Below are 15,315 nucleotides of genomic sequence, written 5' to 3' on the forward strand. Positions count from 1 at the left end.
AATCACCCCATTCTTCACCCATTCGGAGCACGAGTTTTTGACTTCCTGGCGGGGAATTGAGAAACTCCGCACCCCGCTCGAAGAAGAAGCGAATTACAATTCGGAGAGATCGGGAGTAATGTCGGATGCGAGCAGCGGGAGGGGCGTCGCGACGGCAGGCCGGAGGGCGGCAGGGCCTGGCCGGCGAGCCGAGGCTGAAGAGACTCCCATCGGGAAGCCACGATCGGTCCGCTTTACGCGGACGGCGTCAAATGGGCTGCCCACCTGGTGTTTCATGGGGGCGATAGGCGGTCCGATCTAAGCGGACACCTAAGACCAGGGCATCGGACCAGCCACCGGACCGCGTGAATCGGCCATCACGACTCTCGCCGTGCGCCGGCGTAGTCGGCACCTGCGACCGGGTCGAACCGGACCACGGCGCCGGGATGAGGCGCATCGATAATTATCCCGCGGCCCAAATAGATGGCGACATGGTGAAGAAAACCGTTTGGGTCGCCGTAAAATACCAAATCTCCCGCTCGCAGGTCCGGCGCGTCAACCGCTCGACCTGTATGGAATTGTTCCGTAGCAGTGCGGGGAATGGCAATACCTGCCGCTTGGTATGCGCTTTGGGTCAGGCCGGAACAGTCGAAGCCGTTTCCGTCGCTGCGGTCGGGTCCGTTACCTCCCCAGACGTAGGGCCGGCCAAGTTGAGCACCCGCATACTCGACCGCGAGCCGTGCGGCCGAGCTGGGCGCTGAGCGCGCCGCGGATCCAAGGAATGAGCCAGCTGCGGGCGCATGAGAGTAGACGTCTGCGAGTTCGACGATCCGTACAGCAGCGACGGGATCAGCCACCGTCCGGCTCACGGCAGATTTGACGTCGAGCACCGGACCCGAGCCGCAGATCGCTCTCGCGGTGGCGAACGTCGCGTCGACGGGATCGAGCGGGAAGGCTGGCACAGCGCCACTGGCCGGGACAGGCTCGGCGTAGCGATCGAACTGCTCGCGGGAGATGGCCATGACACCGCGATCGGTGATCTGTCGGCCGTGATCGGACGCCGCCCTTCCGAAGCCGGCGAGCACTGTCCAAGGCAGGCCGGGACAGCCGGCCGCCGCCGCGTGGTAGAGCCCGTACATGCGCAGTGGGATCTCGCCGTCGGCCTCGGGCAGCCGCTGGCCTCCCGAGTCGGAGAACAGGTCAAGTGAGTCCCACGGCGCTGCCAGCGATTCCACGACGGCGGCAGCCGCTGCGGACAGCAGCAGCACCACGAACAGCAGCGCCGTCGAGGCCGCAGCTGCAATGCGTCCTGCCGTCATGCCCACTCCCCCGCCAGATCGATGAGGGATACGCGAGCATCGGAATTGGCGCCGACGCGACGCCAGATGGCGCTCGAAGGGTCGGCATTTGCTGAGTCGCCGACTGCCGTGGCGATGGGGATGGTGTGGTGGCTGCGTGTTAGGCGCTGGTGCAGGGCCTGTTCTCGACGCGGCGAGTGGAGCCAGAACAGGACCGGGGTGACGATGCCGGTGGTGGCGGCCACGGCTTCGTAGCCCGGCAGTTTGGCGAGGATCTGCGGGCTGTGCTCGACACCAGTGTCGTACTCAAGGAAGAAGTCGACGGTGCGCGATCCTTCGTGCCAACGACCGAACCCGTCGGGGCGGATGTAGGAGCCCCAGGCCTTTGTGCACGCGCGCTCGGACCACCACATCTCCAGCGAGGCGTCGGCCATCGTCCGTGCCGCGCCGTGGAGCGCGCAGAACACGTCGTTCACACCAACGAGGTGCCTGAGGTCAGCCCGGAGAACGATCCGATCCAGGTCCCCTGCGCGAGGCGCTGGCTGCTCGCCGGCGTCATCGAGCCCGAAGATGGAATGCAAGCCGAGGGGTGTCAGGACACAATGCTTCGGACTGGTACCGATCAACAACGGCGGTCGGAAGCAGTCGACCAGTCCGACGTCGGCCAGGATCTGCACTCGGCGACGAGCGACCCTCGGGTTGTCGAAGAAGGCTCGGGTGATCTGGTGGGTGGTCAGCACTTGGTGATGACCGAGGAGGCGGAGGATTCGCCGATCGCGCTCGGTGAGCCGGTTCGCTGCGACTAGCAGTGCGTGTCGGTTCGGTGTCACGCTTCACCGCCTTCGTTGCGCAGCAACTGGGGATCGAGTTCGAGTTCGAGGGTGTCGGCCAACCCCGGTGCCGGTGAGCGGTGGGCACGGGGATCAGCGGCCAAGCGCTGCATAGGTACTTCCGATACGGCGGGCCAGCGCTCGGCAGCCGCATCTAGGACCGCATCCGCGCGGCCGGATACCGCCGCCGGCATGGGCTGAGTCTTCAGCGTGAACGCCCGAGTCTCCTGTCCTCCGCACACAAGCCGCGCGGCGACCTGGTAGCCGCCAAGGTGCGCGAGGTCGTAAGCGCTGAGAGTCGGCACGGTGTGCCGTTCCATGAGGCGAGAGTCCTCGGGCGAGGCGTTGAAGTAGATCTTTGAGCGGGCGTTGGCTGAGAGAGCTTCGCGAAGCTCCGTCGAGAGCTGGCCGAGGTTCTGGTGGGCAAACGCGATGGACAGTCGATAGGCGCGGGCCTCAGCGAACATGTCCTCCAACGGATGCGCCAACGTAAGGAAGTTCTGGCCCTCGTCGAGGTAGAGCGAGCTGTCGCGGCGTTGGTCCTCGGCCTGCCTGGCACGAGCCTGGGCCGCGCGCCAGACTCCGGCCACGATCAGCGAGCCAAGAAGCCGAGTGGTCTCCTCGCCGAGGATGCCCTTGGGCAGGCGGGCGAGCAGGACGCCTCCGTTGAGGACATCGGCCATGTCGAAGTTCGATGTCGAAGCAGCGACGGTCTGTCTGACGAAGTCACGCAGCAGAAACGCTCGCAGTTTGTTCATGAGCGGCCCGACTACCTGCGCACGTGCGCCATCAGAGAGCTGCGCGTACCAGTCCCAGAAACTCGTCAGCATGGGATCGCGCAGTCCGGCAGTGATTGATAGCCGCGCGACGTCACCAGACAACAGCGCGCCGGGGATGTCCGCGAGTGTCGGGGACCCGTTGTCGCTGCGGTTCTTCAAGAGGGTCAGCGTGACCGATCGGAGGATGTCGTCAGTACGAGGGCCCCAGTAGGCGCCGTAGATCTTGTGGAAGATGCTGACGAGGTTGTCCACGACCAGCGGGATCTCCTGATCATTCCCGATGCCCATGACGTTCATCGCCGGCCGGATCGCGTCGCGTTCCGGGTCGATGAGCACGGTGCGGCCGACGGCCCGGTCCGGGAGCCGGTCGAGAAGCGCCGACACCAGGTCGCCCTTCGGGTCGATGACGACGGCACCACGACCGGCCTCGATGTCGGACAGGATCAGGTTCGCGAGCAGCGACGACTTGCCGGAGCCTGTCTTGCCGACGATGTGGAGGTGGTGGCGTGCGTCAGCGACAGCCAGACCGACCGGACGTGAACCACCGACATCGGACCGGCCCAGCGGCTTCGCCGAGCGAGATGGATGGACCACCGAGGGCGGGGCCGCCGCTGATTTGGCGCCGGCCCGGCTCACGCCCGGGGCGTCCGTGTCGTACGGCAGGTGGGCGATAGCAGCCAGCTCGGTCAGGTTGAGCAGTTCACCACGGAGGAAGCGTCGCTCAGCGACCGCCCGCAGCAGGTGCGGCATGCGCTTGCGAGCCCACCAATTGCGCTCGGCGTGGACGGCGAAAGCCGACGCGAGAGCATGGGCCAGGCCCCGAAGGCGACCGGCTTCCGAGCGTCGTTCTGCCGTGTGCGACGGGACCGGCGCAGTGGTGACGACCGCGTAGTGGATAGCTGTTTCCCAGAGTGGCCCTACGCTCTTCGTCATCGCAGCACGCAGTTCCGCGGAGTGTTCCAGGTCTGCGCGCACTGCGGTGGTGCGGCCACGCGGTCCGCGCGTCGTCAAGTCGAACAACGTCGTTTTCGCTGCGGTCCTAGATGTCGGGGCCTTGTGAAAGCCTCGCAGGGTCCTGCGGAAACGCCGCAGCCGGCGACCGGCAGCAGGACGTGCCAGCACCTGGACGCATGCGTACTCGGCGGCTCCGAGGTCGGTGCAGGCGCCAAGCAGTGCGCGCAGCGGGTCGGTCGAGAATCGGTCCTGCAACGGATGAATCTCGGGCCGTGCCAGGCGGAGGCGTCCGCCAACGGCGCGGACTGGACGCAGTTCCGAGACTCCGCCAGCCTCCTTCGACGCCGCGAGCGCGCGGGTAGGGACGGGGGCACCAGCCGACAGAACCGTCTCGGTCTGAGCGCCCGGCCAGGCAGCCTCGATTGCGCGCTCGACCATGCCGGGAGGGATTCGGCCAGGTACCCACAGACCGATCTGTGTTCCCTCGGAACTGAAGGAGAACTCGAACGAGAGGTGTGGCTGGCCGGGCCACGTGCGTTGCCGCGGCGACCTGACCAAGCCGTGGAGGTTCGCCCAGAACGCAGGGCCGGCGTGGGGATCGGCTGTCGGTGGCATCAGGATTCGGATGAGCCGCGCTTCCCGCAGCTGGGCATGCACGCGAAGCCTTCGCAGCGCGCGGCGAGCCGCGACCGTCGCTGAAGCCGTCGTGCCCGCCGCCGTTGTGGCCAGTGGCCACCATGCCGACGCAGAGGCCGCGAGCTGGTTAAGGTCCGCCAGCAGTAGGTGAGTGAGGTCCGTTCCCGGGATCACGCAAGCTCCTCGACGTTCGCTGACCTGGAAAGCGCTGCGATCTCGGCGGGATCTGTCGTGACGAGGTCGTGTTCAGTTGCCGAGGCGACTGATGCGAACGCGGCACGCGTGGACCCCGATAGAACGAGCCCCTGCCCACGCGCGGCGGACAGGGCAAACGCGCGCTCCCCCGCTGACAGTCGGAAGGCATTCGCGACGTGATCAATCGCTTGCGAAGACTGGCGGAGGAGGATCTGGGTGGCCGAGTTCGCCACGACGGCGAGCCCGAAGTCAGTCCCGAGGAAGTCTGCGGCGTCCTGGGAAACCACGGCGAGACCGGCCCAGTACTTCCGTGCCGACTTCGCCATCCGACACAGGAATCGGGCGCCGTCCGGCAAGGACATGAGCTGCCAGGCCTCATCGACGACGACCAGGCGCTTGCGGCGTTCCTGCGGACCGGAGATCTCGCGCCAGATCACGTCGAGGGTCAGCAGGATGCCCACGGCGCGGAGTTCGTCGGGCAGGTGACGCAGCGCGAAGACCGTTAGGTGGCCATCTGTTTCAACTGTGGTCGGGCCGTTAAAGAGGCCGGCGAACGAGCCCTGCGTGTGTGGCGTCAGTCGTTCGGCGATGGACCGACTTGCCGATGGCTCAGCGTCTCGGAGCTCGTTGACCACGTCGTCGAGCGTCGGCACGGGCAAATGCTGGGTCGCCGGGTCCTCGGTGATGCCCTTGGCGTGGTAGGCCGCGAGCACCGCGGCATCCAGTGCCGCGCGTTCGTCGGCGGTCAGCGTCGAGCCGAGGAGCACTGCGACGACGGTTTGCGCGAACATTGCTCGTCGCCTGAGCGCATCGCCAGCGCCGATCGACTGTCTGGGTAGGTCGAAGGGGTTGATGCGGACGCCTTCGAGACCGAGCGCGATCCGGGTACCACCGACGGCCGCCGCCACTCGGTCGTACTCGTCTTCCGGGTCGACGACCAGGACGCGGACTCCCCGGTAGAGCGAACGCAGCATTTCAAGCTTGGTGACGTACGACTTGCCGGCGCCGGAGCTGGCCAGGGTCACCGAGTTGAAGTTCGGCAGGGCCCAGCGGTCCCAAAGCATGGCCCCGCCACCCGTTGCGTTGGTGCCGAGGAGGACTGCGGAGTCGGCTTCGCGCGGCAATGGGAGGTCGGTGGAGGCGAAGGGGAAGCAGGTCGCCAGTGCTTCTGTGTCGAAGGTCCGGCGCATGAGCACCGTGTCGATGCCGAGCGGGAGCGTCGCGCACCAGCCTGCGACGGCGCGGTACGTGAGCGGCACGAGCTTGAGCAGCATGCTGTCGGCGATCGCACGGACTCGGGCCGCCTCAATCGCCAGCTCTGCCTCGCTCGCGGCATGGACGGTCAGGTAGATCCCGACGCGGAACAGCTTTCCCGCACCGGACGAGACGCGATAGGCCAACTCCCGCGCATCAGCCGCCGCTGCTTCAAGATCAGGATCGTCCAGAGCCGCGCGGTCGAAGCCACGGCGACGGCTGGACTCCAGGCGGGCACGTTGGCGCCGCAGACGATCGGCCGCCTCGTTCGACGGGACGGGCTCGACATGCAGTGCCAGGTCGAGTCGCCCGGCATACGAGGTGAGCGGATCCAACCAACCCGGCATGACCTCTGCCGGATAGTCGACCGCTGCAAAGCTCGTCGCGAAGTCGTCGCCGATGCTGAGCGTTCGGGTACCGATCCCGAGGCTCGCCGGTCCGATCCAGGACGCTGTTCGCTGATGACGGCGCGGAAGGAGGTTCGTCAGCATCGTCAGGCCTCCAAGGTCGTGGCAAGGGGCGCGACGGGGTTGAACGCTTCGTTGAGGAGCGAGAGCGTTGCGGCCTCCGATAGGCAGGTGACGGACACACCGGCGGAGCCGAGCAGTGCGTCTGCGTCCTCGATACGGCGGTGAAGGCGCGATGCGGCGTTCTTGGAGCGTTCATGGACGGCGAGGGCGACCTCACGGTTCAAGAGGTGCCCGTCGGTCGCCAGGTCGGCGAGGAACGCGACGTGTTCGCGGGCAGCACAGCGAACGCTCTCGTTCGGGTGGCCGGCAGCCTGGTCACGAATCGAGTCGCTGAAGGCTGACAGATCTGTCGGCCGGGTTCGGACGGTGATCGCGACGCTGCCGGTCAGGCTGTTCAGCCAGCGCGCGAATCCGGCCAGGATGACGGCTTGCTCGCGCTGGGACCTAAGGGCCAGGTTCACGGTCGTGCACTCGGCGAGTGCGGTGACTCCGTCAGGACCCAGATCCAGCACTCCAGCGTCAGTGACCTCATGCACTGGCGAGGCGTACTCCGAAACGCGCGGCCCTCGCTCGCGGAAGAGCTTCGCGGGCACCTGGGGAAGGCCTTCCGGCGCCAACACCTGTCGCTTCGGCGTTCTCGTGAAGCGAAGCCATGCGGCCAGCAGCCGGTCCAGCGGGACACCGTCGCGCGACATTGTCACCACGCCGGCTGTCGCAAGCAATGCCAAGACGGCGAAGGCCAGGTAGACAGTCGGCGGAACTGCGCGCTGGCAGGCTTGGTACCCGAGCCAGAGCGCCACGGTGACGGTACCGAGCACCGCGGCCTGGCGAGCAGTGAGTCCTGCGACGACCTTGTCAGGCTGGTCGACATCAGCTGGGATGCGCACAATCGGGATCGCGTCGTCATCGATGCTGTCTGCCACGTTCTCGGACTCCTTGCGTCGTTGGTGGCTTCGGGACTCGTCGCGGAGGCTCGGGAACCGAGAAGAGTGGGGCTTGCTCGCCACGAGCGGGCGGGTTCGCGACCGTGGCGCGGTGCCGCTGGTCAAGGCGGGTGCTGCGTCCCGGCGGCAGAGCCAGTGGCCGGCGCATCGGCCCGGGCGGCGGCAGCGGCGCCGGGGCTGGCGGGCGCGGATTTGGGGGTGCGCCGCTTGGCGGCATGTCGGGCGGTGGTTCCTGGGTGACGGTCATGGTGGGTGGCTTGGGGCGCCAACCTCCCGAACCGCTTCCGCCTCCGCCGGGGCGTGGGCCAATGAACGGCCCGACGGCGCCTCCGGTAGGAGGAGGCGCCGATCGGGATGACCCCGTTCCGCCACGCCCCGGCGGCCGGAAGCCGTGACGCATCAAGCCCCAGGTCTTGTAGTAGAGGAACGCGCGGGCCATGCGGCCAACCGGGCTGGTGTGGAACGGCGAGCGTCCCAGCACGACGCGCTGCACCCATCCTGGGATCTTCAGCAGGACGATGAAGAGGCACAAGCAAATCAGCAAATCGAGGAGGCCACCGCCAGTGGGCAGCCCGAAGACGTTGGTCGTCTGCGGATCGAAGAAGATCTGGATGCTCGTGATCAGCACCAGCGCCTGCAACACCTGGATCGCGATGCACCCGAAGATCGCTCGCCACCACAGCTTGGCGACGCCCTCAGTCCACGGCAGGGCGTGACAGGCGAACGCCAGCGGCGAGCCGGCGGTCAGCACAATGAGCACAGCCGAGCGGGTCAGGTATGTGATCAGCAGCGCGACGCCGAGAACAGCGATCGCCAGGCCGATGAGCATCAAGAACAGGTTGCCTGCGCCGGGTAGCAGTACCTGGTCCGTCAGCGTCGATGTCAGCGCGTTGCCCACGCCCTGGGCAGAGACCGGACCGGTCAGCAGCGCCGCCGACAACGCATTTCCGATGCCGATGAGTTGGTTGATCAGCCAAAGCGAGGCGTTGGACGCGATCATGCCGATGACCAGCCGCGGGATGATCTCTTTGACCGCGTATCGGGACTGGACGGTTTCGTGGCCCATCACGGTCAGCCCACCCACCAGGATGAAGAGCACGTAGACGGTGTTTGCCGTGATGAGGACGCCGTCCCAGATCTGGCTGATGCGGCCGTCGGTAAGGTTCGGCGAGGCCAGAAGCGTGGTCCCGAGCAACTTCAGCACGGGCTCGAGGGCCTGCTTGACCAGGTGACCGAACCAGGTGTCGATCGCCTTCTCGATCTGGCCCGGGATGTCGAAGAGACCGGGGTCCTGCTTGTCGGGCTCGTCCTGGCCCGGGATCGGCCCACCTGGAGCAGGAACCGATGAGCCCGGGCCGAACCCGGGCCCGTAGATCCCCGGCAGCGGCGACGGCATCACTGGCGAAGGTGCTGGCGGTCCCGGCGCCGGATCCGCAGCAGCGGACCCGACACCGGACAGCAGAAGCGCGACAAGCACCGCAACGACCAAGACAACTGGTCGGCCCATTGCTGCCGTACGCCGCGTGATCGGAGACATGCCGGTCAACGGGCCCCAACGAGCCCTTGAAGCACGGTCACCAGCGTCGGCGCCAGCATCGCGAGCCCGTAGCCGAACATCGCAGACTTCAGCGCCCGCTTAGCCTTCTCGACCTCGCTGGGGTCACCGCCGGCCATCACGTAGCGAAGCCCGCCGATCGTGACGAACATGGTCGCCACCGCCGCCAGGATCCCGACGACCCACCCAGTGATGTTGCCGACAACCTGGGGAAGCGTTGCCGCGGCTTCGTACGAGACAGTCGCCGCCGGAGCCCGCGTACACGCGAAGATCATCAGTACCGCCGAGACGACCAGCAGCAGCGCGGCGCGGCGTCGGTGATGGACTGCGCTCGGACGGCGGTAGCCGTGGCGTGGACGGGTCTGGGGAGTCAGGGTCATGGAGATCGTCCTTCGTCAGATCCGCGCTAGGCGGCGAGGTCCCCGGGCGGTTCCTCGACGAAAGAAGTCCGGCTCGAAGACTCAGAACTGTCCGACGTGCTTCCGGCTTCACTCTTTCGGCCCCGCTTGAAGGCCCTGCGGGAGCTGCCCGTGGTCCCCGTGAGGTGCGCCGCGACGCGCATCTCGGCCTTTCGCAGCCGCAGCAGGACAGCATTCGGACTGATCTCCAACAGCTCGGCGACGTCCCCGAGCGGGCGCCGGTCCAGACGTACCGCAGAGATCAGACCCGCTTCCGCCGCGGTGATGACGTTCTCCGAGACGAGCCTGACCAGAACAAGGTCCGGATGGCCGGACTCGGACTCGGACTCGGCGTGAGCATTCATGGTCGCGGCCGCGACAGCCTTTGCCACAAGAACTTCGGCGTAGGCCGACCGCCGGACGGCACGATACGTCGACCAATACATCCGCGTCAGGATCGCCGGCCGGTCGACGTCGACCGTACGCAGTGCCTCCAAGAACGCAGTCACGACCTCGGCGCACAAGTCTTCGTAGCTCGTGTCGGCGTAGTCGCGGGCGAACTGCTTTGCCAGGTTTGCCAGGCCCGGCAATGCCATGCCGAGGGCGACCGTCTTCCAGATGTCGCCGCGTGAACGTGTGCTCTTGACGATCTCGCACCAGATCAGATCGCGGGTCGCAGGGGAGGTCGCGCGAGCGAGAAGCAGACCCTTGACCTCATCCATGCGGTAATCCCGATCTTCACCGAATACACGCCCACCCATGAGAACAGGAAGAGCCACGAGCAAATCGAACTCGCGCGAGGCTTCCGCGAGAACTGTGATACCCGTCATTTCGTTGACCTCCGTGGTCGCCGGAAAGGTGATTGCCTTTCCAGCTACGACCACCGCGATCAAATATCTGTCGCGAGAAAGTGACGGACGCGAGCGCCTACCGTCAATTTCCTACGCGCTGACGACCAGCGTTGACGAGCAAAGTCCGACCACCAAGAGCTCGGCCGATCGCGTAGACCTGGCCATTTCACGCTGGTGGCCCGCTGCCAGGAACACGGCCCAGCGTCAACTTAAGACGTCTGGGATTCACTCGTCCGCCCGATCGTGACCTAGCCATCCACACCACCGCGCCAGATCGATGATCACACTTCGAGAGCGTTTTTCACGCCCATTTCACGCAGCCGTGAGCGGCCAGTGGAGTGAAACAGGACGAGCCCAGACAGTTTCATGCCGTGAAACCGGACTTCGGAAGCGATCGGAACACCATCCGCCTCGCCCGAAGGACAACTGCATATGCGACCGCACGCCAGCCGTCAAAGGTCCGTCGCCACCCTCGCTCGACAGGCCATCACGACCTACACCGACCAGGACAGCCTGCTTCTCGATCCGATCTGCGGCTCCGGCGACATCCTGGTCGAGGCCGTACGCGCCGGCCGCATGGCCATCGGCGTCGAACACGAGCCGTACTGGGTGGACATGGCGCGAACCCGCATCGAACGGGCCACGGATTCAGGTCGCGGAGGATTCGCCGCAGTGGTGAACGGCAGCGTCGACACACTCGTCAGGATGCTGGCTGGCGAAGACCGCTCCGACCGGGCCTCGATGGTACTGACGGCGCCTCAAACCGGAACGACGCTGCGCGCCGACGACGAGGGCACCGCTTCGAACATCGCCGAGTTCATCGCGGGCTCGGTCTCGTCCGTGTCTCGCTGCACTCAGGTGACAGCCGCGCAGAGTCTTCATGGCGTCATCTGCTGGCCGGTCCCAAGCATCGACATCCCCTGGGCGATCGAAGAAGTCCTCACCGCTGTCGGATTCACGCTGGTTGACCGCCAGACCGTCGGTAGCACATCTGTCAGCCTGTTGCTATTGAATCGGCCGGATATGGGGCCGACGATGCCGGAGAGGGTCGATCAAGTCGATTTCAGTGGCCTGGACCGATGAACACAACCTACGGTCAGGATCCAGGGTGAAAGCAAAGTCTTTTGATCTTGATGCGGCTTGCTGAGCTGCAAAGCGGCGATGAGTAGCAGGGCACGAAGAGGCGGCCCTTCGGTGGGATGATGTGAGTTCCTACGCTTACATGATCCGTCCCGAAAGGCCGCTCGTGCCAGTCTCGCATGACCTGTTTTCCCTGGCCAGTGCGGATCCGATCGAGGTGGGCCGCGCCGAGGTCGCGGACTTGATGGCCTTGTTCTCCCAGCTGACGGATCCGCGCAGGGCACGCGGGGCGCGTCACGGGCTGGCCTCGATACTCACGGTGCTGCTCTTCGCGGCACTGGCCGGGACCAAGACGTCCACCGCCTACGAATACCTGCACAGAAGCCGAGACTGTGGATCGCCGTCTCTGACATATGCCAGCGCGACAACTTCAACGCCGAAACCGGCTCACCCTAAAACTGCCATAAAGCATCCGCCCTTCACTCTCGGTAATCCTAGAAATTCCCAGTGCCCCGTAGCCGCCACTTCGCCGGTCCAGCCGAGTTCACTGGATCTTGGACCAACTTTCCTTCCTTAAGCATCGTCTTCACGAAGCTCCGCCAGCGCTCGATACCATACTCGCGCGTCCATTTCATGCGCCCGTCGCCGTCCGGGGGGAGATAACGCTCATTCACAATGAGAGGCACGCGGGCATTTGTGATCTTATCTATAAAGAACGCTTCCACCGAGTCTTCATCAACTACTTCCTCCGGAAGACCGAGCATCTGACGCATTCGACGCCGACTGCTTATCAGCTCATTCTGAGTGAGTAGTTCGGAAACCTGCTCGTACGAGTCGTTCAGAAGTGCTTCGGGTGAAGCCTCCACCAGGTCAACGCGATCGACACGGGAAGAAGTCAGCCGTACGGTGACATCGTCGCAGATGACCAAATGCCGGATCTCGGATTGGTCGAGCACGACTCGACCCGATCCACGCAGGACGAGCCGGTCAACGACAATCCGGCGTGCAGAGCGCGCGACCTCGGCCGTTCCGTACACCCTCGCCCACAATTCGCCTAGGCTGGCCATCGCCGGACGCATATAGTCGGGAGACTCCTCCACAGCCACTTGTGCCTGGAGCGCTTCGATGAGCTGCTCAATCGTCTCCCGTCGATCCTGGGGCCACATGGAACGTATCAGCTGCGCACACAACGCCGAGATGGCGACGTTGGTTAGCACAGAAAGCATTTGCTGAAGCGGCACCTGCGTGATTTGCCGCGCCAAGAAATGTTCGGCGATCGCGAGGTGAGTGAAATTGAAGGAAAGCTCCTCGTCAGACCATTCTGCGCTCATGCCGCACAGAGCGATCAGCCGGCGCTTCCGATCTGGGGTGAGATCGCGCCCTAAAGCTTGCTCGGCAGCGAGTATCAGCTCGTCTTCCGAGACCTCGGACGTCAACTTGCGTCCGCTCATCTCGGCGACCTCGCAGAAGACATCAGCGAGTTCGTCATGGGTGAAGATCGGGTTTCCCTGCTGGTCGGCAAGTTTGTAAAGCTCTCGCTGAAGGTACGTGTCGACCACGAACCGCAGGAAACCGGCCGACTGGCCCGCCTGCTTCCAGGCGGCGTAAGCCAGGCAGAAAAACGGAGTGGTCAGCAGCTCAGCGGCTTCTGGGTCGTCCTGCGCGGCGGCCACATCGATCGCCAGGCTCTTGGCCAGCTCGAGCAACTGCTCTTGCCGCCACGGCTGCAGCTTCATGGCCGTGAGCCGGTGGCGTGATTCCTTAGCTGGGTGTTCCGTCAAACTGGTCACGAGGCGCGCCTCGGAATAGCTCGAACGCGCAGATAGAATGACCGCGCCCCTGTTGCGCAGGCTATCGAGGATGGGCTGCAGACCCGACAACGGATTGTCATACGTGCGGAAACCCAGCATCTCGTCGAAGCCGTCGATTACCAGGATCGCAAGGCCGGCTCGACATAGGGCGAGCACAGAATCCCGCTCCAGGATCCTCGTTCCCGCGACGTAGTCGTTGATCAGCCGTTCAAGGCTCGTCGCGCCGGATCTACTGGACGAAACGTATATCACGATGGGTTCGAGGTCGCCGCTCCCGACTAGCGAGTCCCGCGCGAACTGCAGCAAGCTGTGGGTTTTTCCGGAGCCGGCCTCGCCGGTCAGGGTTATGAGGTTGGTGCTGCCGCGGTAGGCATCGACACCGCTGGCGACTCTCCTGCAGGCGTCAGCAATGGTCTCACCGTCCCGTCTGCTTCCCTCGTACTCGTCGTCAATCTCCACCAACGTCTGCACGTGGGGGACCGTCTGCCGTAGGTTCGGGAACAGCTCCTGGCTGATGACCTTCTCGGCGGCGATCCGCTCATCAAGCTCCTCCAACAGCCGCTTCTTCAACAACTGCCAGTTGCAGACGTCCGCCAGGAACGCCTTGTACGGCTGCGGCTCCGAGCCACTCAGCCAAACCCTGGCGTTATTGGACGTAACTCCGAACCGATCTTCCCTTGGGACCGGACCGTCGGAGCTGCGCCGGTCCCAACGCACCACGATCGAGTCGGATGGCGAAGTGAGTATGTAGATCGAGTCCCGTTCGGCAAAGCCCTTCAGATCCCGTCTCAGATCCTCAGCGAATTCGTCGAAGATCCGATCGCCGCGCTGGAGCTCCAGCTTGTTCAGCGCCTCCACGGTTTCGTAGTCGGCCACGTCGACAGCCTCGCCGCGCCTGGGCCAATACGTCGCGGCCGTTCCCGAGAACGAGTGCAACGCCGCGAGACCACCGTCAAACATCCGAAACAGCGGCATGAGTTCGGCCACGTGGCCATGCTCATGGATCCGCACGATGCGCTCGGCGTTCTGAGACACCACATCATGCAGGGCAGCTTGATCGATGTTTTCCGGCAGCGGCCCACCGTGACAGACCTGGTTGCGCACCCTCCTGATCGACAACTCAGGCTCCGCGACCACCAGGACATCAATACTTGCAGCAACCGCCAGCGCGTCCTCCCTGCACGCGGGGCAATCTAACTTCATGCACTGCAGCCTGCTGTACTCGGCCCATTTCTCAAGCGACCCCGGCGTGATGAACTTCGCCGGCTTAGCATCTGCGGCGGCGCACAGCAGGCCCAAAACCCGCAGTTGGTACTCCACATGGACCAGCGTCCTGAAGGGATCTTCCTGCGGGTCGGGAGCCGCGACAAGTTCCACGATAGTCAGCGTGAACACCCCTTCACCCCACAGTACTGATGCACGATGAAATTGGCGCATCTGAATCCTCATTCTAAGCCAACACGGCGCGAGCCGCCGGTCGATGGCCTAGCGGCGGGCGAGTCCATTTGCCTCCTGAGACGCCAGCATGAGCGGCGCTGGCGGCGTGGTACGTCCCGCCGGGCGTTGAGATGATCCGGCTGGCGGTTCTCGGCGATATTGGCGACGTTTCGCGGCCGGCTACAAGGTGACGGAGTCCGCCCCGACGGCGATGTATCGTCGCTCACCTGCGCGCCAGTGGCGCAAATCACGTGTGGACTCGAGGACCCTGCGACATCGTGTGACTCATGGCCGTCGATGTAGGCACCTACGAGTTGGTGTGCCCACAGGGCTCTTCGTGTGCCTGCCGCAGCTGCAGCCAGCCCGCTGATACCAACTCGGCCAACCCCGCAGCGTTCAGCCCGATCTGCATGGTCGACAGCCCCCGCACTACTCGCCTTTTTTCAGACCAGTACCCAAGCCAGGGGCAGCATCGGCAGACATCGGTCGTTAGAGGTGTCCACAGGTCAAGATCCTGACGGATCAGCGGCCACCGGATTCAGCCCAGGGCCGTCGACTTCACGCCATCGGTGACGCCGACGGCAGCGAGCTGCTGAGCCTGGCGTCTCTCGACCCGCAGCACCTCCCGCACCTTCTGCAGCCTGAGACCAGTGGCACTCAACAGATTGGGCCCAAAATGGGCCGCTGAAGTTGAAAAGTGACATTTCCGCAGGTCAGGGCGGATTCTAGGAGTCGTTGCAACACCTGAGCCTGAAGGTGTTGTTGACTATGGATCAGTTCTCTGCGGGCCGAAAGCGTGGTCGTCCCGCCGGTGGCCGGTTGGCCGACGAGCGGGAGGGGTTCT

At 64.9% G+C, this 15,315-nt stretch carries 10 protein-coding genes; 1 reads left to right on the plus strand and 9 read right to left on the minus strand.

Annotated features, from left to right (window positions below; translation table 11 throughout):
• Positions 1 to 356: 356 nt before the first annotated feature.
• The 8 genes from IZR01_RS14690 to IZR01_RS14725 all read right to left on the minus strand — a co-directional run bounded on the left by IZR01_RS14690 (position 357) and on the right by IZR01_RS14725 (position 10,122).
• Positions 357 to 1,298 (minus strand): C40 family peptidase, encoded by a 942-nt coding sequence (locus tag IZR01_RS14690; protein ID WP_194924166.1) that lies wholly within the window; start codon positions 1,296 to 1,298, stop codon positions 357 to 359.
• The gene (locus IZR01_RS14695) at positions 1,295 to 2,107 is read right to left on the minus strand and encodes a replication-relaxation family protein (protein ID WP_323747006.1); all 813 of its coding nucleotides are present in this window, start codon (positions 2,105 to 2,107) and stop codon (positions 1,295 to 1,297) included. Before IZR01_RS14695 ends, IZR01_RS14690 begins: the two co-directional genes overlap by 4 nt.
• Entirely contained in the window at positions 2,104 to 4,278 is a 2,175-nt protein-coding gene (locus IZR01_RS14700) for a type IV secretory system conjugative DNA transfer family protein (protein WP_194924168.1), read from the minus strand. Before IZR01_RS14700 ends, IZR01_RS14695 begins: the two co-directional genes overlap by 4 nt.
• Before the next feature lie 368 nt (positions 4,279 to 4,646).
• Positions 4,647 to 6,416, minus strand: a complete 1,770-nt coding sequence (locus IZR01_RS14705; RefSeq protein ID WP_194924169.1) for a VirB4 family type IV secretion system protein — start codon at positions 6,414 to 6,416, stop codon at positions 4,647 to 4,649.
• 2 nt (positions 6,417 to 6,418) lie between these two features.
• The gene (locus tag IZR01_RS14710; RefSeq protein WP_194924170.1) at positions 6,419 to 7,318 is read right to left on the minus strand and encodes a PrgI family protein; all 900 of its coding nucleotides are present in this window, start codon (positions 7,316 to 7,318) and stop codon (positions 6,419 to 6,421) included.
• A complete protein-coding gene (locus tag IZR01_RS14715) occupies positions 7,299 to 8,735 on the minus strand; it encodes a TrbL/VirB6 family protein (RefSeq protein WP_194924171.1) in 1,437 nt (478 codons plus the stop codon). Before IZR01_RS14715 ends, IZR01_RS14710 begins: the two co-directional genes overlap by 20 nt.
• A gap of 146 nt (positions 8,736 to 8,881) precedes the next feature.
• Positions 8,882 to 9,274, minus strand: coding sequence for a pilin (locus IZR01_RS14720; RefSeq protein ID WP_228559465.1), 393 nt, complete (start codon positions 9,272 to 9,274; stop codon positions 8,882 to 8,884).
• Positions 9,275 to 9,300: 26 nt separating this feature from the next.
• Positions 9,301 to 10,122: a sigma-70 RNA polymerase sigma factor region 4 domain-containing protein gene (locus IZR01_RS14725; protein ID WP_194924172.1), complete on the minus strand. Its 822-nt coding sequence runs from the start codon at positions 10,120 to 10,122 to the stop codon at positions 9,301 to 9,303.
• Between the two features lie 453 nt (positions 10,123 to 10,575).
• Here IZR01_RS14725 and IZR01_RS14730 point away from each other — a divergent pair, with 453 nt between their 5' ends.
• The gene (locus tag IZR01_RS14730) at positions 10,576 to 11,226 is read left to right on the plus strand and encodes a DNA methyltransferase (protein WP_194924173.1); all 651 of its coding nucleotides are present in this window, start codon (positions 10,576 to 10,578) and stop codon (positions 11,224 to 11,226) included.
• Positions 11,227 to 11,717: 491 nt separating this feature from the next.
• Here the strand turns inward: IZR01_RS14730 and IZR01_RS14740 are convergent, their stop codons facing one another.
• Positions 11,718 to 14,471 (minus strand): NACHT domain-containing protein, encoded by a 2,754-nt coding sequence (locus IZR01_RS14740; protein ID WP_194924175.1) that lies wholly within the window; start codon positions 14,469 to 14,471, stop codon positions 11,718 to 11,720.
• Positions 14,472 to 15,315 lie beyond the last annotated feature (844 nt).

The sequence above is a fragment of the Catenulispora pinisilvae genome, assembly GCF_015356865.1.
Lineage (GTDB): Bacteria > Actinomycetota > Actinomycetes > Streptomycetales > Catenulisporaceae > Catenulispora > Catenulispora pinisilvae.

Bases quoted from the DNA above. Each gene is read 5' to 3' on its own strand.
- IZR01_RS14700 (WP_194924168.1), bottom strand. From the start codon at position 4,278: ATGGTCGAGCGCGCAATCGAGGCTGCCTGGCCGGGCGCTCAGACCGAG.
- IZR01_RS14715 (WP_194924171.1), bottom strand. From the start codon at position 8,735: ATGCCGTCGCCGCTGCCGGGGATCTACGGGCCCGGGTTCGGCCCGGGC.
- IZR01_RS14730 (WP_194924173.1), top strand. From the start codon at position 10,576: ATGCGACCGCACGCCAGCCGTCAAAGGTCCGTCGCCACCCTCGCTCGA.
- IZR01_RS14690 (WP_194924166.1), bottom strand. From the start codon at position 1,298: ATGACGGCAGGACGCATTGCAGCTGCGGCCTCGACGGCGCTGCTGTTC.
- IZR01_RS14705 (WP_194924169.1), bottom strand. From the start codon at position 6,416: ATGCTGACGAACCTCCTTCCGCGCCGTCATCAGCGAACAGCGTCCTGG.
- IZR01_RS14740 (WP_194924175.1), bottom strand. From the start codon at position 14,471: ATGCGCCAATTTCATCGTGCATCAGTACTGTGGGGTGAAGGGGTGTTC.
- IZR01_RS14725 (WP_194924172.1), bottom strand. From the start codon at position 10,122: ATGACGGGTATCACAGTTCTCGCGGAAGCCTCGCGCGAGTTCGATTTG.
- IZR01_RS14720 (WP_228559465.1), bottom strand. From the start codon at position 9,274: ATGACCCTGACTCCCCAGACCCGTCCACGCCACGGCTACCGCCGTCCG.